Origin of the sequence: Ruegeria atlantica, assembly GCF_001458195.1 — a bacterium.
GTDB classification, from domain to species: domain Bacteria; phylum Pseudomonadota; class Alphaproteobacteria; order Rhodobacterales; family Rhodobacteraceae; genus Ruegeria; species Ruegeria atlantica.
Genome location: NZ_CYPU01000024.1, coordinates 70,254 through 88,350, shown reverse-complemented (window position 1 = coordinate 88,350; position 18,097 = coordinate 70,254). Strand labels below are relative to the sequence as shown.

Sequence of the window (18,097 nt, the reverse complement as noted above, 5' to 3'; positions counted from 1 at the left end):
GGTGGGTTCGAAAGGGTTCACCACGGCCATCATCGAGCTAACGCAAGTCGTGTCATTACTGCGATTCTGACGACGCTCGGACGCGGGTCAGAGCGCCGCGCATTCGCATGTGTTCACCAGTCCGGTCATCGGTTTTCGCCCAATACCTTGATCGCCCCCAGAAGACGGGCGATTTCCTGCTCCGTGTTGTAGTGACAGAAGGAAATGCGGATGCAATCTGACAGATCCAGCGGCGTAAGAACGTTGCCGGAATAGTGATCGGCCTTTCGCGTATGAGTGCGAATGCCCTGTTGATTCAATATCTCGACCACGTCTTCGGATGCATACCCCTCGACCACGATTGACACCAGTCCTTCGCGTGCCGGGTTATCGGCGCCCGCCAAAATTGTCACGTGGTCCATATCACGCAGTCCTGGCAGATTGCCTGTGCCGTTGATTGCAGTATTGGTCAGGTGGGTTTCATAGGCGTGAATGGCGCGACCTGCAGCCTCGATCCGCTTGCGCGGTTCGGTCTCATCCGAGACTTCGCTACCGAGCCAGTCAAAATACGCCACTACGTCCGATACAGTTGCGTAAGATCCCGCGTCACGGGTCCCGAACTCCCACCCGGTTGCGGGTGCGTCGATCAACATGTCATGCGGCAAAGCGCTGAGTTTGTCAGAAATCCAGGCGATGCCATATCCGTGACGCGAAAACACTTTATAGGGCGAGATCGCGTAGCCATCGACATTATAGCCATCCAGGTCCAGTTGCCCGTGGGCCGCATGCTGAATGCCGTCGACGATGATCAAACAATCCGGTGCCACAGAACGGATCGCCGCGGAAATTGCAGCTACGTCCATACCCATGCCTGTCACGGGCGACGCATGCAGGATCGTTGCCACTGCGACATCTGGCGTCATCAGCGCGGTATAGTCCTCGGCCGTAACCAATCCGGTGTCGTTGCCGTGGGGCACATTCACATACTCCAGCCCTGCGATTTCAGCCCAGCGGCGTGCTGCGCTTCGGGTGGCCGGGTGCTCGATGGATGACCCTATCACTTTTGACCCTTTGGGGGCGACCAGGCACGCGGTGCGGATCATGCGAAATAGCAGCTCGGTTCCGCTTTCACCTGCGAAGAACTGCCCGGAAGATGCGTTCATGAACACGGCCAGGTCGTCCTTTGCCTTGTTAATAACGCCTTGGGTTCCCTGACCTGCCGGATTCATGCGCCCGGGATTGTCTGGGATTGCTGCATAAAAAGCCGAGGTTTCAGCGACGGATTTCAATGTCAGTGCTCCGCCCGCATTCTCGAAAAAGATGCGTTCGCCCTGAAACGGGCAAGTGCCGACATGGGCGAACCGGTCGCGGATGGCGTCGATGAGGGCAGGGTTGTCTTGGATCATAGATTTGTCCTGTGCATAGTCAGAGCGCGGTTCACGATCGTGCGGAGGAGCTTGGCCACCGCGATAAGGCTTTGTTCGGAAAACCGTCGACAGAGTCATCGAAAATTCCGCGAACTGAATTGATCAGGCCGTATGCTGCCATCCTGTCAAGCGACAACGCGACATGATTGCGCTGCACCGGCGTTTTTTGTCGCTATCGAACTACTCTTTCACAAAAATTTTGCGCGTATTATCGGGAGATCCAGATGAGAATGGCGTCTTCTGTTGGCTCGTGTGTGTGGTGAAGCAGGCGATATGTTTCGTGAACGGTTTCATATCCTCGACAAAGGTTTTTGTCAGCTTTAGCACAATTCCCGCAGGGTGTTTTCCACGATGATCGGGCACTATCCTACCGTTGGGTGATGCGCTGGCTTTCTAAAAATATATAATATAGTCAACAAGTTGCTCAGAGTTTATCTATTTACTAAAAATTTAGTTTGACAGGTGCGCAGAAAATCGCTGATGCTGTCTGCTATCCGGTTTGCGCCGGAAAACCATAATTTTTTGGGAGGAAAGAGATGCGGAGACATCTACTTTCCGCAGTGGCGGCTGTTGCCGTCATTGCGGGGCACGGTCCCGTTTGGGCCGACGAAGCCGCAGCACAACGTTGGATCGACGATGAATTCCAGCCATCGACCTTGTCGAAAGACGAACAGATGTCGGAAATGCAGTGGTTCATCGAAGCTGCACAACCTTATGCTGGCATGGAAATCAACGTTCTGTCCGAGGGTATCCCGACACACTCCTATGAATCCGAGGTCCTGACCAAGGCGTTCGAGGAAATCACCGGCATTAAGGTTAATCACCAGATCCTTGGTGAGGGCGAAGTGGTTCAAGCGGTTCAGACCCAGTTGCAGACAGGCCGGAACTTGTACGACGGCTATGTCAACGACAGTGACCTGATCGGCACGCATTCGCGTTTGCAGCTGGCCTATCCGCTGACTGACATGATGGGTGGCGACTGGGCCGGTACGACCTCGCCGACACTGGATCTGGATGACTTCATGGGCATTCAGTTCACCACCGGTCCGGACGGCAAGCTGTATCAGCTGCCCGACCAGCAGTTCGCCAACCTTTACTGGTTCCGCAAGGACTGGTTCGATGATGAGGCAAACAAAGCCGCGTTCAAAGAGAAGTACGGTTATGATCTGGGTGTTCCGGTCAACTGGTCAGCTTACGAAGACATCGCAGATTTCTTTACCAACGACGTGAAAGAAGTCGACGGCACCACGATCTATGGTCATATGGATTACGGCAAGCGTGCGCCCGACCTAGGCTGGCGTATGACCGATGCATGGCTGTCGATGGCTGGTGCAGGTGATAAAGGCGAGCCAAACGGTATCCCCGTCGACGAATGGGGCATCCGCATGGAAGCGGGCACCTGTAACCCTGTTGGCGCTTCGGTGTCGCGCGGTGGTGCTGCAAACGGTCCGGCCGCGGTCTACGCAATCCGCAAATGGGACGAATGGCTGCGGAACTATGCGCCTCCGGGGGCTGCGTCTTATGACTTCTACCAGTCGCTACCGGCGCTCAGCCAAGGCAACGTGGCCCAACAGATCTTTTGGTACACAGCCTTTACCGCCGATATGGTGAAGCCGAAGTCCGAAGGCAACAACACCGTGGATGACGAAGGTACGCCGCTGTGGCGGATGGCGCCAAGTCCGCACGGCCCCTACTGGGAAGACGGTCAGAAGGTTGGTTATCAGGACGTGGGTTCCTGGACCTTCTTGAAGTCGACCCCTGCGGATCGTGCTCAGGCGGCTTGGCTCTATGCCCAGTTCGTGACGTCCAAGACTGTCGATGTGAAGAAGTCCCATGTGGGTCTGACCTTCATTCGCGACAGCTCGGTCAACCACGAGTCGTTCACCGAACGCGCATCCAAGCTGGGTGGTCTGGTCGAGTTCTACCGCTCGCCTGACCGTGTGGCATGGTCGCCGACCGGCATCAACGTGCCGGACTATCCGAAGCTGGCCCAGATCTGGTGGCAGCAGATCGGTGACGTGAACTCAGGTGCCTTCACCCCGCAAGAGGCGATGGACCGTCTGGCCGAAGAGATGGACATCACCATGGCCCGCATGCAGGCCGCGGATGAAAGTGCTGGTGTCTACGGTGGCTGTGGTCCCCGCTTGAACGAACCGCAGGATGCGTCGTTCTGGTTGGAAAAAGCAGGCTCGCCCAAAGCCAAGCTAGAGAACGAAAAGCCGCAAGGCCAAACCGTCAACTACGACGAACTGGTTCAGCGCTGGCAGTCTCAGTAAGGCATTGAAACCCGGGGATGCCGTATCAGGCATCCCCACCTCAAGACCAGTGCGACGCACTGAAGAACCGGAACCCACGGACATGATCGAACTACAAGATGCCACCAAACGCGTTGGCAACGTTATCCATATCAAGCCCACGACCCTGACGCTGCAAACCGGCCATTTCAATGTGCTGCTGGGCGCGACGGGATCGGGCAAAACCTCTCTGATCAAGATGATGGCCGGGCTAGACCCGATCGCCTCGGGCAAGGTGCTGATGGACGGTCAGGACGTCACAAGGCTGAACACGCAAAAGCGGCAGATCAGCCTCGTGCACCAGTTCTTCGTGAACTATCCGCAATTGACTGTTTTTGACAACATCGCCTCGCCTTTGCGTGTGGCTGGGATGGCGACATCCGAGATTGAAGGGCGCGTGGAAGAGGCCGCCGACTTGCTGCAGCTGCGCCCGATGTTGCATCGCCGACCGCATGAGCTGTCAGGTGGACAACAGCAACGTACCGCGCTGGCCCGTGCCATCGCAAAAGAAAGCCGAGCGGTGTTCCTCGATGAACCGTTGGCCAACCTGGATTACAAGCTGCGCGAAGAACTGCGTGAGCAGCTACCTGACCTGTTTGCCGGTCGTGGGGCGGTGGTGGTTTACGCCACCTCGGAACCCGAAGAGGCGCTGCTTTTGGGTGGATATACCGCCCTTATGGAAGACGGTCGCGTTACGCAATTTGGCCCGACGGCTGATATCTATCGCAACCCTGAGAATATTGCCGCTGCGCGCGTGTTCTCAGACCCGCCGATCAATGTGGCCCGCGTCACCGTGTCAGCTACGCAGGCACAGCTTGCGGGCGGCGGCGGCTGGGCGGTTTCGGATTTGGCGGACGGCGAGTACATGGTTGCAGTACGACCGCACCGAGTGACTCCCACCCGCACCTCGGATGCCGATGTGGAACTGACAGGTCGTGTGATTGTCACAGAGCTATCGGGTTCGGATTCCAGCGCGCACTTCCAGCACGGGGATGATGCTTGGGTCTCTTTGGCGGCAGGCGTGCACCCTTATCGGGTGGGCGAAGATCACCGATTTTATATGAACCCGGCCCATTGCCGGTATTTCGGCCAAGACGGCAAAAGGGTGGCCTGACATGGCACAGATCAAGCTTTCAAACCTCAAACACAGCTATATGCCGACGCCAAAAGGCCCGGATGACTACGCGCTGAAGGAAATCGACGTGACCTGGCGAGATGGCGGAGCTTATGCCCTGTTAGGGCCGTCAGGCTGTGGGAAGTCTACGTTGCTGAACATCATTTCCGGTCTTCTGACACCGTCTGAAGGGCAGATCCTGTTCGATGACCGCGACGTGACAGCTCTGCCGCCTGACCAGCGTAATATCGCGCAAGTATTCCAGTTCCCGGTGATCTACGACACGATGACAGTAGGCGAGAACCTGGCGTTTCCGCTCAAAAACCGAGGAGTTGATACGGCGACAATCAAACGCCGCGTCGATGAGATCGCCGAGATGCTGGACGTCACCGAGTTGCTAAAAACCCGCGCGTCGGGCCTTAGCCCGGACAACAAACAGAAGATCTCGATGGGGCGCGGTCTGGTCCGCGACGACGTGAATGCGGTGATGTTCGATGAACCGCTGACTGTGATCGACCCGCACCTGAAATGGAAACTGCGGTCGAAACTGAAGGAACTGCATCAGCGCGTGCGGGCCACGATGATCTACGTGACCCACGACCAGACTGAGGCGCTGACCTTCGCGGACGAAGTGGTCGTGATGCAAGACGGCGAAGTGGTTCAGATCGGCACGCCTGTCGAGCTGTTCGAACGTCCTCAGCACACGTTTGTTGGTCACTTCATCGGCTCACCCGGCATGAACGTGCTGCCCTGTGAAGCCAGGGGCGACCGCGCCGTATTTGAAGGCCACGACGTGATGTTGGAAGGTCCTATCCATGGTGATGGCGGTCGCACCGATCTGGGCATCCGCCCCGAATACGTGGGGTTCGGTGACACAGGTATCCCGGCACATGTGACAAAGGTTTCGGATATTGGCCGTCACTACGTGGTCAGCGCCATGGTCGGTAACACAGCGCTGAAAGCAGTAACTGAACACAGTGTCCCGGAACCGGGATCACAAGTCTTCCTGCAATTCAAACCTGAACAATCGCGCGTTTACCGCGACGGCTGGATCGCAAGCGAGGAGCGGGCACAATGAGAACGGAAAACCAAAAGGCATGGTTCTTTGTCTTACCGGTGCTGGCACTCGTCGCGTTCAACGCGCTGGTGCCGATGATGACGGTGGTCAACTACTCAGTGCAGGAGACCTTCGGCAACAACCAGTTCTTCTGGGAGGGACTGGGCTGGTTCGAACAGATCCTGCGCTCTGACCGGTTTCAGGCTGCGCTTGGACGGCAGTTCCTGTTCACTTTCCTGATCCTGCTGATTGAGGTACCCCTGGGCATCATCGTGGCCCTTTCGATGCCGCGCAAAGGGTTCTGGGTTCCTGTCTGTCTGGTTCTCATGGCTCTGCCGATGTTGATCCCGTGGAATGTAGTCGGGTCGATGTGGAATATCTTTACCCTGCCCAAGATCGGCTTGCTGGGCTATTTCCTGAATGACGTTTTAGGCATCAATTATGACATGACGCAGCAACCGCTGTCGGCATGGATCACAGTCGTCATCATGGATGTCTGGCACTGGACTTCATTGGTCGTACTACTCTGCTATGCGGGTCTCGTATCGATCCCGGACGCCTATTATCAGGCCGCCAAGATTGACGGCGCCAGCCCGTGGTCGGTGTTCCGCTATATTCAGCTGCCCAAGATGAAGACGGTTCTGACCATCGCCGTGCTGCTACGATTCATGGACAGTTTCAACATCTATACCGAACCCTTCGTTCTGACCGGAGGCGGCCCTGGCAATTCAACCACCTTGCTGTCGATCGACCTTGTGAAGATCGCATTGGGACAGTTCGACCTTGGCCCTGCAGCGGCGATGAGCCTAATCTACTTCGCAATCACGCTGCTGGTGTCTTGGGTATTCTACACTCTGATGACAAAGGATGACGCGCAATGAAGAAGCGGTCCCTTATCCCGATCCTCTATATCGCGTTCCTGATGCTGCCGATCTATTGGCTGGTTGCGATGTCCTTCAAGACAACGAATGAGATCCTGTCGGGCTTTTCCCTATTCCCTCAGACCTTCACGCTGGAGAATTACATCACCATCTTCACAGATCCGACGTGGTATTGGGGCTACATAAATTCGATTGCCTACGTGACGATCAACACGGTGCTTTCCGTTTGTGTGGCCTTGCCCGCTGCCTATGCGTTCTCGCGGTATCGGTTTCTTGGTGACAAACAGTTGTTCTTCTGGCTGCTGACCAACCGGATGGCTCCGGCTGCGGTGTTCGCGCTGCCTTTCTTCCAGCTCTACTCCTCTATCGGATTGTTCGATACGTATTTGGCCGTGGCTTTGGCCCATACACTGTTCAACGTGCCGTTGGCTGTTTGGATCCTGGAAGGTTTCATGCGCGGTATTCCCAAAGAACTGGATGAGACCGCCTATGTGGATGGCTATTCGTTCCCACGTTTCTTCGTGACGATTTTCCTGCCGAACATCAAAGCGGGTGTTGGTGTCGCGGCCTTCTTCTGCTTCATGTTTTCGTGGGTCGAGATGCTGTTGGCCAAGACACTGACTGCGGTAGAGGCTAAACCCATCGCGGCCGTGATGACGCGTACTGCCTCCAGCGCCGGGTACGAGCTGGGTCTGCTGGCCGCTGCCGGAACCCTGACCATCATCCCCGGAGCCATCGTCATTTGGTTTGTCCGCAACTACATCGCGCGCGGTTTCGCGATGGGTCGTGTATGAGGTTCGATATGCGTAAACTTCTTCTCATCCTCCCCTTCCTACCCACGACGGCCTTAGCTCAGGCTCAGACCGGATGGGGCAACGTTGGCCAGCAAGAGGAAAAGGGATTTTCCTGGACCGACCCTTTGTGGCCCGATTTCTGGATGGCCTGGACGCCTGCGACACTTGCAGTTTTCGTTGGGATATTCTCAGCCATCGCGCTGATTGGCGTTCTAGAAGGCTTCAAATATCGCGACGGGATTGAGCGGCGCGGCGTATTGGGCCTGACCACCACGCTCGGCGATCGTCTCTTCATCACGCTTCTCGGGGCTGCCTACATCTTTCTGGCCTGGCTCGGATTGGTTGGGCAACCGGTTTGGACGCCGCTGTTTTTGTCCATCGGTTGGGGCATCTTCGTCTTCTGGAAAGTTTAGGCTTTGCGAAACAGTGAAAGGATGCTTGTCTGTCAGGCATACTAAAAAATGGCGACACCGAGACTGATGCGGAAGAAAAAAACTACAAACTTGCTGACCGAAGTGGAACTTGAGTTCATGAATGAACTCTGGGCGCTGGGTCAGGGCTCAGTCCGAGATGTTCTTGATCGTTTGGCGCCAGATCGAAATCTGGCCTACACATCCGGCGCAACAATTTTGCGCATTCTCGATGAAAAGGGATTTGTAGAAAGCAAAAAGAACGGCAAATCGTTGATTTATAGGCCACTTCTGGAAAAAGACAGGTATCAGTCGCGTTCGCTGCAAAATCTCTCCCGAACGTTATTCGACGACACCCCCGCAACTTTGGTTGCCAGGTTGGTCGACGATGCGGGGCTGACAGAAGATGATCTGGAGGAAATTCGAGCACTGGTAGAGAGGAGACTGCAAAATGACGGCGGTTAAACCGGTTCTCGACGCTTTTCTCGAGTTAAATGTTGTACTTGGATTGTCGGCACTTATCTGGCTGGCGGTGCGCGTCGTGTTCGCGCGATCGTCTATGCGATATGGGTTTGTTGCACAACTTCGATCGCTCAAAGCACTTTGTATTTGTGTTGTGCTGAGCCCGGTGCTGGCCATGGGTGTCTCGGCCTTTATCGGTTTTCTGTGGCCTGGACGCGCAGTCGCGCTGGGGGATCTGGCCGTGGCTGCCTACTTGCGTGGTGATATTGCCATGCCGGCTGCGCAGTTCGAAACCCTGCTGAACACGCGTGAACGTTGGCTTGATCACGTTCTTTCTGGTTCGTCTGTCCTTGTAACATGCGTTTTGATTGCATTCGCCCTGGTGTCGACTTTCCTGACAATTCGTGTGCTTCGCGATGCATGGGCAATTCGCAAAACCGTGAGATCCAGCTTTCTTTGGCGGCGGTCGTCGAGGGTAGACATCCGTTTGTCGGACCGGATAACCGTACCCTTCGCTGTGCGCGGCCTACGTCGCCGCCACGTCGTCTTACCCAGCCATTTGCTGAATACACCGCGTGAATTGCGGTTCGCTCTGGCACACGAATTTCAACACATCCGTGCCATGGATGTGGAGTGGGAGCTGGGCTTTGAGCTAATGCGCCCGCTACTGTTCTGGAACCCGGCATATCTGGTGATTAAGCACCAGTTTGACCGACTGCGCGAGTTGGCCTGTGACCAATCCGTTGTCTCGCGTAAGGGGATAGACGCCAAAGACTATACGGCCTGTTTGCTGGATTACTGTTCGCGATCTCTTACAATGAACGGCCCACGTATTCTTCATGTGGCCTTGGTGAACGGGACAAAAGCAAAGCATGTGTTGCGTTTGCGTGTGATTGCCTTGACCGAAGCGTCGACGGCAAGTCCTCCTCTGCCTGCCGTATTTCTTGGGATGACCCTAGCATTGGCAACCATTCTTGCCATCAGCTCGGCGTCAGTACGCCAAACTCAGGATTGGAGCCACGATCGCTTGATGTTGTCGACAGTTGTTAATCTGGAACGGCTTGAGGCTCGCACTCAGGGGAATTGATACGCGGTGATGATCTCCGGCCAGGGTTGGAGAGACGGATTGCGGTGTTATGCGCATGTGTTCATTGCCGGGTATTTTTGGCCCGAAGCTGGCGCATGTTGAGTTCCCGATGGGGCAGGGGTGCCCCGTTTTCATGCAACCAGGCAGAGCTATGTCGTTTGACAAACGTACGCCCGCTTGCACAACCGGCATGGTGTTGCAGTGCGGGCCCAAACCCTGTGCGAGTTGCACACTTTCAAAAGAATGAATCGGAGATCAAACAAGAGTCTGATGGCAAATAATCAGGCTCTGTAATGATCCCCTATAGGTTGTGTTTTTCCCGTAGCGTGGCAGTCAAACGCGGACAACCTTGCAGTCAGATTGACTGCAGAAATCAATAAAATAGTCAAATGTCTAGTCATCGATTGTGGTATTCGCAATTGCCCTATCGGATATTTGCAAACTGCTTGGCGTCAAAAAAACCTATGCCTTTTGTGGGCTGGCCAACCGCCATTGTTTGCGATTGTGCCGATGGCGGCTTCGTCCGCTTTGCGGTGTTTCCAATCAAGCCTGGCGTGTGGTCGGTTCGCGCCACCAAACGACGTTGCCGACAGGGCTATGTCATGCTAGCTGCGATCATGCCCTGATTGTTTTCCACTTAACCGCACCCAACACGGATTTCTCTGTGCCTGCTGTTGTTCGGATAAAAAGGAAAACGAATGAAACGATCAAAGTTACCACCAATCCAAGCCAGACGTTTTGACGTTGAGATGCTCCAAGATACGGCATTTAGTTTGACCGAGCATGCTTCCAAGGGGCCGACCTGGCTTAGACATAAAGGAAGAATTTCTTTCGTTGTTCTGACAGAGGAGCTGTTCGAACAAATTTGGCCTGACCATCGGCGCGCTTGGAGCGTGGATGATATGCCAATTCGCCATGAGCAAATGTTGCTCGAAGCGCTTGAGGCTTCGCTTTCTCAAGACAATAAAGAATAGGACATTAAATGGTGAGAGCAGGGTGGTCAGGGGTGCTGTAAATCCCAGCCACCTGACGGAGTTCAGAAAAAATGGCCAATCGCCCTTGCTACAGTTTGTAACCTAGAGAAAACAACATTTCGCTCAGCAGACATGCACAACAAGACCCGTTATCTGTTGTGAAAAAGGAATTTGGCAGAGTACGATAACTAAGATTGGCGATAGCCTCATTAGAGGTGCAAAAGAAGCACTGGAAATTGCAAAGCGTAAACTCGACCCTGCAGGAGCATCTATGCCTGGTGAAAAAACCGAGAACGCCGCAGATGCCTCCGATGGATCAGCTATCGGCCAAGTGCCTCCACGGGATCCCCATAAGGCTCGAATCTTCAATTCAATGTAGCTGAAGCTGAAGCGCTTGAACCGTCGAATCATTCAAAAAACGCAAAATCATAAGGTGTTGAATTCAATAGGAAGCGAGTCCCAATATTAAGTCCCATTATTTTCGTACTCCTACATAAATTGTCGGATCACCTTAATAGTGAGACTGCGATTCCAACAAAATCAGCTACTTAGAGTTTTGAATTTTTGAGACTCCAGAATTCGCGATTTTCTAACCGAACAATTAACAAGAAGTCCTTCGTTCAACGTGCAGAGAACGACTGCAATGAGCCCAATCTACCGATGCTGCAGCTAGTTCGAATGGGCGTGATGAGCACAGAACGGACGTCCCCGGGTTTGATCACTCCTCCTGCCGACTCCTGAGAAGAGGCAATAATACACACGCATAAGCCACCTATGGATTTACATCTAAGAAGCTTTCGTTGGAACGGAGGTCACTAAATTCGAGCCTGGCTTCAACTCTCCACCTGTAAACAATTGTACATGATCCAAAATTCTTTTCAGTTTTTTGCCATTAGGCCTGTCGGTACAAATCATCACTACAAACAAGGCGAATTTTGGCTTGGAGCGTTTCTCTGCCCCTGTTTCGCCGATGACAAGGAGGAAAGAAATGTTCAAGATTTCAGCGGGTCTCGGGTGCGTATTTGCTGCCGCAATCACCGCTTCGGCGGCCCAGGCAAACGAATGCGGTGAAGTATCACTGATGCAGGCCGATTGGGGGTCAGCGCAAATTGTGACCGCGGTCTCGAAGTTTCTGATGGAGCAAGGCTATGGTTGCGAAGTGACCACGGTTCCGCTCTCGAGCAACCCTGCGCTGGCATCCGTATCCGAGACCGGAGAGCCCGATATTCTGACTGAAATCTGGACAAACGGCGCGCCGGCTTACCAAGGGCTGGTTGATTCAGGTGCGATCATTCCTGTGACCGAAGTTTTGTCAGATGGCGGTGTCGAAGGGTTCTTTGTTCCGAACTACCTTGTGGAAGAGCATCCGGAACTGGCAACAATTGAAGGCATCGCGGCCAACCCCGAACTCGTCGGAAATCGCTTTCACAACTGCCCCGAGGGATGGACCTGTCTAAATGTCAGCACCAACCTGATGAAGGCAGGCGGGCTGATTGATGCAGGCATTGAAAACTTCGTGCATGGATCAGGCGAAACCCTTGCGGCTTCGATCGCTGCCGCCTACGAAAACAAAGAGCCATGGTTCGGCTTTTATTGGGCACCAACATCGGTACTGGGCAAATACCCGATGACCCTGGTCGATATGGGCCCCCATGACCCTGAAAAGCACGCCTGCAACATCATAGCGGAATGCGCGACGCCAGAAATGAGCGCCTTCCCCCGCAGTGAAGTCGTTACAGTTCTGTCGAAAGAATTCATGGCCGAAAACGCAGCAGTGTCTGACCTGATGACAAATCTATCCTTCACCAACGCTCAGATGGGCGAAACGCTGGCATGGGTTGAAGACAACAATGCCTCCTACGATGAAGGCGCGGTGCATTTCCTAACAACCTACAAGGATGTCTGGGGGGCGTGGCTTAACGATGCTGCGCGCGACAAACTTTCCGCCTTGCTGCAGTAAACTGCATGGACAGGGGCATCCTCAGCGATGCCCCTAACGCACTGAAGTAGATCGGAAAGTGGGAAAAATGGCCTTCTATGACAAGTTATTCAGCGCATTGGGTTTGAGCGAATGGTGTGGCACGTCCGATGACAAAGCGCCTCTTTCGCTGGCGGATCTTGCGGCGCAAGCAGGAGGAGAAGAGGCCTCTGAGCCGCTCATTCCAATTCCCTCGTTTGATAATCTGCACGAAAGCTGTAACCGCATATGGCAGTCGCGCGATGTAACCAACGGGATCGAAGAAGGGTTTCTGGCAGCCAAACCGGTCCTGAAAACCGTTCTGGACCCGATCACGCAGCCATTGAGCTGGATATTGGATGGCGCACTTTGGCTGTTTGAAGCGACGCCATGGTTCATCATGGTACCGCTTCTGGTGGCGATTTCCTGGTACGCGTCACGTTCGCGCCCTGTGACGATCTTCGTGGCCGCCTCGATTATGATGCTGGCCCTCGTAGACCACTACGATGTGGCGATGCAAACCCTGTCGATCGTCTTTGTGTGTACGACGATTTCGGTGCTGTTCGGTGTGCCCATTGGAATTGCCATGTCGAAATCCGACCGATTGCAAAAAGGCGTCGTTCCGTTGCTCGACCTGCTGCAGACCCTGCCGACATTCGTGTACCTGATCCCTCTGATTTTCTTGTTCTCGGTCACGGAATCCAAACTGTACGGGATTGCGATCATCCTTTACGCGATTGTGCCGGTGATCCGTTTGACCGACCTTGGCATCCGGCTTGTCGACAGGGATGTGATCGAGGCGGCCAATGCCTTTGGCATGAAGGACCGCCAGAAACTGATGCGGGTGCAACTCCCTTTAGCGCTGCCCAATATCATGGCCGGAATCAACCAGACCATCATGATGAGCCTTGCCATGGTCGTGATCGCCTCTCTTGTTTCGGCCCCTGGCCTTGGCGTGAACGTGTTGCGCGGTATCCGAAACCTTGAACTGGGTGTGGGCATCGTCGCGGGCATCGGCATTGTTCTGCTGGCCGTGATCCTTGACCGCGTGTCCAAGGCAGCTCTCACACGGGTCGATAAGACCCAAGTCAAACATTAAGGAGCCGGTTCAATGACACAACCAATGGTCCGCCTGTCCGGGCTCTATAAAATCTTTGGCGCCCGCGACAAGGACGTGTTGCAGCATGCCAAAGGAGGCATGGGCAAGGAAGAATTGCTGGCGCAGCACGGGCACGTGTTGGGGCTCAACAACATCAACGTCGATATGCAGGCGGGGGAAATCACAGTGGTCATGGGCCTGTCCGGCTCTGGGAAATCTACTCTGATCCGCCACCTGAACCGGTTGATCGAACCCACTGCGGGCGAGATCATCGTGCAGGGTGAGGACGTGATGCAACTGTCCGAGGACGGGTTGCGCCATGCTCGACAGGAAAAGATGTCGATGGTGTTCCAGAAGTTCGCGCTTTTGCCGCACAAAACCGTGCTGAAGAACGCAGGCATGCCGCTCTCAGTGCGCGGCGAGGACGAGGCGACTTGCGACCGTGAAGCCGCCAAGTGGCTGGATCGCGTGGGTCTGAGCGGGTTCGAGAACCATTATCCAGCGCAATTGTCCGGTGGGATGCAACAGCGTGTGGGCATTGCCCGGGCGCTGACCGCGAACACACCGATCATGCTGATGGACGAGGCTTTCTCGGCTCTTGACCCACTGATCCGAACCGACATGCAGGACCTGCTGCTCGAGCTGCAAAAAGAGCTGCACAAGACCATCATCTTCATCACTCACGATCTAGATGAGGCGTTGAAGCTGGCCGATCACCTTGTGATCCTTAAAGACGGCTTTGTCGTGCAGCAGGGCGAGCCGCAGCATATTCTGTTGAACCCCAACGATCCTTACATCGAAGACTTCGTGAGCGACATCAACCGAGCACGGGTTCTGCGGGTCCGCTCGATCATGACCCCGCTGGACGGTGGCCAAGTGCCAGAAGATGCCCATGGCGAAGTGGACGTGAACGACACGCTCGAAAGCATGATCGCGCGGTCCGGCGGGGATACGTCACACGCCTATGTTGTCAAGGATGGGGAGAAGACAGTCGGCTCACTGGATATGACTGAACTGGTTCGCGCACTCGTCCCTCGCGTCGCATCCGAAGCAGGCGCACGTCAGTCCTGACGCGCGCTGACGACAAAGCTGGAATTCATCAGATCAGGCCCGAAATAGCCGCATGGTTGGGTCGGCTTCGATCTGTTCGAACAGCCAGTCAACAAACGTATCGAGCTTTGGGTTGGGTGCACGTTCTTTTTGCGTCGCCAGATACCAGCTGCCTGGCTCGGGCACCGAAATATCAAACGGTTTGACCAGGCGCTCCCTTTCAAGGTCACGCGTGCAAAACGGTGCTCTTGCGACGCTGATACCGTGATTTTTTAGAACAGCTTCACGGACCAGCGGGTAATTGTCGAAAACAGAGCCAAATTTCATCGTTTCGCGATCTAAGCCCGCCGCATCCAACCAGCAGTCCCAGTCATCCGGCTCATTCCATGTGTTTGGGACACTCAGCAACAGGAAATTTCTTAGCTCTTCCAGCGGCATTCCACCGCTTGCGGTTTTCAAGGCCTCCGGAGCACATACCGGGTAGATATCCGTTTCGAACAAGGGGCTATAGTCAAACCGTTTGTCAAATGGTGGCGCGTTGAACACGCCCACATCGAACCGGTGCATGTCATAATCACCGTCTTCAAAGGTAGAGACGATGCGCACGCGTGTGTCCGGATTATCCTGAAGAAAGTCTGCCAATCTGGGCTGTAACCACATTGTATTGAAACTTGCGTAGGACTGAACGAGCAACACGTCCGGTTCCTCAGGTGTCTGGATGCGCCGAGTGGCTTTGATGATTCCCTGAATGTGTTCGCGTATTGGCGGGTAATATTGCTCGCCAGCCGGTGTTAGCTCGACCGAACGGCTTGTGCGTTCCAGTAGTTTAACACCGATTGTTGTTTCTAATGCTTTGACCTGGTGGCTGACTGCCGCATGCGTCACACAAATCTCGTCAGCGGCCTTTCGGAAACTCTTGTGACGCGCCACCGCCTCAAAAGCGCGCAGTGAAACCAGCGTGGGCATGTGAGTGGTCATTGCTGCATCTCCTCGATGAAATCAATTCTGCTTACCCTCAAGCAGAGTTATCCGACGACGGGCGCGAATATAGCAGGGTATTGATACTCTTTTTCATAACCTGTCAGGGGGTAGCACGCAATTCGCGGTGCGACGTGATCGGTTAGAATTTCTTGATGAAAGGAAATTTCTTTCAATTCTTCCACGGGGTGAGAAATGCCAGATTAGCAGATAGAGATGTTATGGGATTCCACCTTCATGCCACCACTTTCACCTTCGCCAAATGCATATGGCTATCCGTTGCTGATTAAACACTTGCTGGCCGGATCCCAGCTCGCGTCAGCCAGCCAAGAGATCGTCAGCGGCACCGAAATGCGGTTGAGCTATGCGGACTTGGGCAAACGCGTGCGCCAACTTGCCAATTCTTTAAAGGCGAGCGGGATACATGAGGGTATGCGCGTTGGTGTCATGGATTGGGATACGCACCGTTATCTTGAGTGTTTTTTCGCGATCCCGATGATGGGCGCGTCCCTTTTCACGATCAACGTGCGTCTGTCTCCTGCTCAGATTCTTCATACGATCAACCATGGGCAACCGGATCTGATCATCGTGCACCGCGATTTCATGCCGCTCATTGAGGGTATCAAATCGGGCTTTGATCGGGACATCACCATCGTGCCGATTGGAGACGGAGAAGGATATGAAGAGTGGATAGGCAAAGCCCCAGGCAGCTTTGCCTTCCCGGACTTCGATGAAAACCAAACGGCAACCTTGTTTTATACAACCGGGACCACCGGCAATCCCAAGGGTGTGAGCTATTCACATCGGCAGTTGGTCCTTCACACATTGGGCTTGATCGCAGGTTTCGGCGCATGGCCCGGGAATGCCGGATTTCATCGCGGCGACGTCTACATGCCGCTGACGCCCTTGTTTCACGTCCACGGCTGGGGATTTCCATATGCCGCAACGATGCTGGGGCTGCGTCAGGTCTATCCCGGTCGATATGACCCTGACACAATCTTGCGTTTGATTGCAGACGAAAACGTCACCTTTTCACACTGCGTGCCCACGGTTCTGTCAATGGTGCTCGACCATCCGGGCTGCCCACAAATTGACCTGGACAGATGGAAAGTGATCGTTGGCGGGGCCGCTTTGCCGCGAGGCCTGCAGGACCGCGCCGCGGCGGCAGGCATATCCTTGCATGCGGCCTATGGGATGTCCGAAACCTGTCCGTTTCTGACGGTGGCCGATTTGTCCAGCAATGACCCCGAGATGCAGGCGCAAACCGGCTTTCCCGGCCCTCTTGTCGACCTTCGTGTTGTGACACCGGATATGCAGGACGTCCCACATGACGGCGAAACAACCGGCGAAGTTGTTGCTCGGGCTCCCTGGTTGACACAAGGCTATCTGGATAATGCGCAAGCCTCGGATGAGCTTTGGGACGGTGGGTATCTGCATACCGGGGATGTTGGGTATATCCGCGAGAATGGATCGTTGCAGATTACTGACCGCCTCAAGGATGTGATTAAGACCGGCGGCGAATGGATATCCTCACTGGCACTGGAAAACATAGCATCGTCTTGCAGCGGCGTTGAGGACGTCGCAGCAATCGGGCTGCCGCACGCGAAATGGGGTGAAAGGCCAGTGTTGGTCGCTCAAGCCGCAAAGGATGCCGACCCGGATCTTGTGCGCTTGAGAGTCATGGAAGAAATCCAGTCGCGGGTTGACGCAGGCGAGATCTCAAAATGGGCAGTTCCAGACGAATTAATCTTTGTCGACCGCCTACCTAAAACCAGCGTCGGCAAGCTCGACAAGAAACTCGTGCGGCAAGATATTTCAACGCGCTCGGACCTAAAATCATGACAGACAAACAACGTCGTATTCAGGCGCTTATTCAATCCATTGTCACCTATCTGCAGGCTCACAGAGCTGCCACGCGCGGCGTTGATCTGACGTTGGACAAGCTGGCAGCCATGGACCTGTCCGATGAGAAGCTCATTGACTTACCTCCCCAAGGAACCCGGCATGATGAGGTTCTGAAGAACGCTGTCGCCGGGATTGCAGCCCCGGAATTGCAGGAAATCGCAGGCTGTCTGAAAGCGGCCAAGGATGATCTGATCTGGCGCGAAGACAACGCCCAATTCTATCCCCCCGGTGCCGATTTGGGAGAGGGATACACAAGGTGCAACCTGCATACTCTGCTGATCGGGCCGGATGCATGTGGATATCACCATCTCGATTTCAACCTTGGCATTTTCATGCTGGGACCAAGGACGCTGTATCGCGACCACAACCACGACGCGCCAGAACTGTACCTGAACCTTTCCGAGAAATCTGGTTGGCGGTTTGGCACCCGTGACTGGCAGGATTATCCGGCTGGATCACTTATCTGGAACGCGGCGGGCGATCCCCACGCCACCCGGGTCTATGACCAGCCATTCATCTCCGTCTTTGTCTGGCTCGAGAACGTGAATTCACCCTGCAATGTAATCCACTTCGACGATTGGGCAGAGATCGAACAAGATCTTGCCAAACAGTCCAATTGAGGTTTCCAA

General features: G+C 54.6%; 16 protein-coding genes. 14 read left to right on the top strand and 2 right to left on the bottom strand.

From position 1 onward, the window contains the following. Positions 1-125: 125 nt before the first annotated feature. Positions 126-1,385: an aminotransferase class V-fold PLP-dependent enzyme gene (locus RUA4292_RS08330; protein ID WP_058277244.1), complete on the bottom strand. Its 1,260-nt coding sequence runs from the start codon at positions 1,383-1,385 to the stop codon at positions 126-128. A gap of 557 nt (positions 1,386-1,942) precedes the next feature. Between RUA4292_RS08330 and RUA4292_RS08325 the strand changes: the two genes are divergently transcribed. The 12 genes from RUA4292_RS08325 to RUA4292_RS08270 all read left to right on the top strand — a co-directional run bounded on the left by RUA4292_RS08325 (position 1,943) and on the right by RUA4292_RS08270 (position 14,606). Next, positions 1,943-3,682, top strand: a complete 1,740-nt coding sequence (locus tag RUA4292_RS08325; protein ID WP_058277189.1) for an ABC transporter substrate-binding protein — start codon at positions 1,943-1,945, stop codon at positions 3,680-3,682. 82 nt (positions 3,683-3,764) lie between these two features. After that, the gene (locus RUA4292_RS08320) at positions 3,765-4,814 is read left to right on the top strand and encodes an ABC transporter ATP-binding protein (RefSeq protein ID WP_058277243.1); all 1,050 of its coding nucleotides are present in this window, start codon (positions 3,765-3,767) and stop codon (positions 4,812-4,814) included. A gap of 1 nt (position 4,815) precedes the next feature. After that, complete coding sequence (locus tag RUA4292_RS08315; RefSeq protein WP_058277188.1) at positions 4,816-5,892, top strand: ABC transporter ATP-binding protein; 1,077 nt, start codon at positions 4,816-4,818, stop codon at positions 5,890-5,892. After that, positions 5,889-6,752 carry a carbohydrate ABC transporter permease gene (locus RUA4292_RS08310; RefSeq protein WP_058274620.1) on the top strand — a complete coding sequence of 288 codons (864 nt, stop codon included), beginning with the start codon at positions 5,889-5,891 and terminating at the stop codon, positions 6,750-6,752. The genes RUA4292_RS08315 and RUA4292_RS08310 overlap by 4 nt, the downstream gene beginning before the upstream one ends. Further along, positions 6,749-7,546 carry a carbohydrate ABC transporter permease gene (locus RUA4292_RS08305; protein WP_058274621.1) on the top strand — a complete coding sequence of 266 codons (798 nt, stop codon included), beginning with the start codon at positions 6,749-6,751 and terminating at the stop codon, positions 7,544-7,546. Before RUA4292_RS08310 ends, RUA4292_RS08305 begins: the two co-directional genes overlap by 4 nt. 8 nt (positions 7,547-7,554) lie before the next feature. Continuing rightward, a complete protein-coding gene (locus tag RUA4292_RS08300) occupies positions 7,555-7,959 on the top strand; it encodes a DUF2160 domain-containing protein (protein WP_058274638.1) in 405 nt (134 codons plus the stop codon). A gap of 66 nt (positions 7,960-8,025) precedes the next feature. After that, entirely contained in the window at positions 8,026-8,421 is a 396-nt protein-coding gene (locus RUA4292_RS08295) for a BlaI/MecI/CopY family transcriptional regulator (protein WP_058277187.1), read from the top strand. Continuing rightward, positions 8,408-9,505, top strand: coding sequence for a M56 family metallopeptidase (locus tag RUA4292_RS08290; RefSeq protein WP_058277186.1), 1,098 nt, complete (start codon positions 8,408-8,410; stop codon positions 9,503-9,505). The genes RUA4292_RS08295 and RUA4292_RS08290 overlap by 14 nt, the downstream gene beginning before the upstream one ends. Positions 9,506-10,203: 698 nt before the next feature. Continuing rightward, positions 10,204-10,479, top strand: a complete 276-nt coding sequence (locus tag RUA4292_RS08285; protein WP_145974898.1) for a hypothetical protein — start codon at positions 10,204-10,206, stop codon at positions 10,477-10,479. 988 nt (positions 10,480-11,467) lie between these two features. Then, a complete protein-coding gene (locus tag RUA4292_RS08280) occupies positions 11,468-12,439 on the top strand; it encodes an ABC transporter substrate-binding protein (RefSeq protein ID WP_058277184.1) in 972 nt (323 codons plus the stop codon). 67 nt (positions 12,440-12,506) lie between these two features. Further along, the gene (locus tag RUA4292_RS08275) at positions 12,507-13,535 is read left to right on the top strand and encodes an ABC transporter permease (protein WP_058274114.1); all 1,029 of its coding nucleotides are present in this window, start codon (positions 12,507-12,509) and stop codon (positions 13,533-13,535) included. 12 nt (positions 13,536-13,547) lie between these two features. After that, positions 13,548-14,606, top strand: coding sequence for a quaternary amine ABC transporter ATP-binding protein (locus RUA4292_RS08270; protein ID WP_058274115.1), 1,059 nt, complete (start codon positions 13,548-13,550; stop codon positions 14,604-14,606). 33 nt (positions 14,607-14,639) lie between these two features. Here RUA4292_RS08270 and RUA4292_RS08265 read toward each other — a convergent pair whose 3' ends face one another. Further along, positions 14,640-15,563, bottom strand: coding sequence for a LysR substrate-binding domain-containing protein (locus tag RUA4292_RS08265; protein WP_058277183.1), 924 nt, complete (start codon positions 15,561-15,563; stop codon positions 14,640-14,642). 237 nt (positions 15,564-15,800) lie between these two features. Between RUA4292_RS08265 and RUA4292_RS08260 the strand changes: the two genes are divergently transcribed. Together RUA4292_RS08260 and RUA4292_RS08255 are read left to right on the top strand one after the other, a co-directional pair. Next, on the top strand, positions 15,801-17,405 hold the full coding sequence (locus RUA4292_RS08260; RefSeq protein WP_058277182.1) for a fatty acid--CoA ligase: 1,605 nt from the start codon (positions 15,801-15,803) through the stop codon (positions 17,403-17,405). After that, the gene (locus RUA4292_RS08255; RefSeq protein WP_058277181.1) at positions 17,402-18,088 is read left to right on the top strand and encodes a dimethylsulfonioproprionate lyase family protein; all 687 of its coding nucleotides are present in this window, start codon (positions 17,402-17,404) and stop codon (positions 18,086-18,088) included. Before RUA4292_RS08260 ends, RUA4292_RS08255 begins: the two co-directional genes overlap by 4 nt. The last annotated feature ends 9 nt before the right edge of the window (positions 18,089-18,097 follow it).

What these genes read in the sequence shown, in the direction of transcription:
- RUA4292_RS08330 (WP_058277244.1), bottom strand. Translation starts at nt 1,385, where the DNA reads ATGATCCAAGACAACCCTGCCCTCATCGACGCCATCCGCGACCGGTTC.
- RUA4292_RS08325 (WP_058277189.1), top strand. Translation starts at nt 1,943, where the DNA reads ATGCGGAGACATCTACTTTCCGCAGTGGCGGCTGTTGCCGTCATTGCG.
- RUA4292_RS08320 (WP_058277243.1), top strand. Translation starts at nt 3,765, where the DNA reads ATGATCGAACTACAAGATGCCACCAAACGCGTTGGCAACGTTATCCAT.
- RUA4292_RS08315 (WP_058277188.1), top strand. Translation starts at nt 4,816, where the DNA reads ATGGCACAGATCAAGCTTTCAAACCTCAAACACAGCTATATGCCGACG.
- RUA4292_RS08310 (WP_058274620.1), top strand. Translation starts at nt 5,889, where the DNA reads ATGAGAACGGAAAACCAAAAGGCATGGTTCTTTGTCTTACCGGTGCTG.
- RUA4292_RS08305 (WP_058274621.1), top strand. Translation starts at nt 6,749, where the DNA reads ATGAAGAAGCGGTCCCTTATCCCGATCCTCTATATCGCGTTCCTGATG.
- RUA4292_RS08300 (WP_058274638.1), top strand. Translation starts at nt 7,555, where the DNA reads ATGCGTAAACTTCTTCTCATCCTCCCCTTCCTACCCACGACGGCCTTA.
- RUA4292_RS08295 (WP_058277187.1), top strand. Translation starts at nt 8,026, where the DNA reads ATGCGGAAGAAAAAAACTACAAACTTGCTGACCGAAGTGGAACTTGAG.
- RUA4292_RS08290 (WP_058277186.1), top strand. Translation starts at nt 8,408, where the DNA reads ATGACGGCGGTTAAACCGGTTCTCGACGCTTTTCTCGAGTTAAATGTT.
- RUA4292_RS08285 (WP_145974898.1), top strand. Translation starts at nt 10,204, where the DNA reads ATGAAACGATCAAAGTTACCACCAATCCAAGCCAGACGTTTTGACGTT.
- RUA4292_RS08280 (WP_058277184.1), top strand. Translation starts at nt 11,468, where the DNA reads ATGTTCAAGATTTCAGCGGGTCTCGGGTGCGTATTTGCTGCCGCAATC.
- RUA4292_RS08275 (WP_058274114.1), top strand. Translation starts at nt 12,507, where the DNA reads ATGGCCTTCTATGACAAGTTATTCAGCGCATTGGGTTTGAGCGAATGG.
- RUA4292_RS08270 (WP_058274115.1), top strand. Translation starts at nt 13,548, where the DNA reads ATGACACAACCAATGGTCCGCCTGTCCGGGCTCTATAAAATCTTTGGC.
- RUA4292_RS08265 (WP_058277183.1), bottom strand. Translation starts at nt 15,563, where the DNA reads ATGACCACTCACATGCCCACGCTGGTTTCACTGCGCGCTTTTGAGGCG.
- RUA4292_RS08260 (WP_058277182.1), top strand. Translation starts at nt 15,801, where the DNA reads ATGCCACCACTTTCACCTTCGCCAAATGCATATGGCTATCCGTTGCTG.
- RUA4292_RS08255 (WP_058277181.1), top strand. Translation starts at nt 17,402, where the DNA reads ATGACAGACAAACAACGTCGTATTCAGGCGCTTATTCAATCCATTGTC.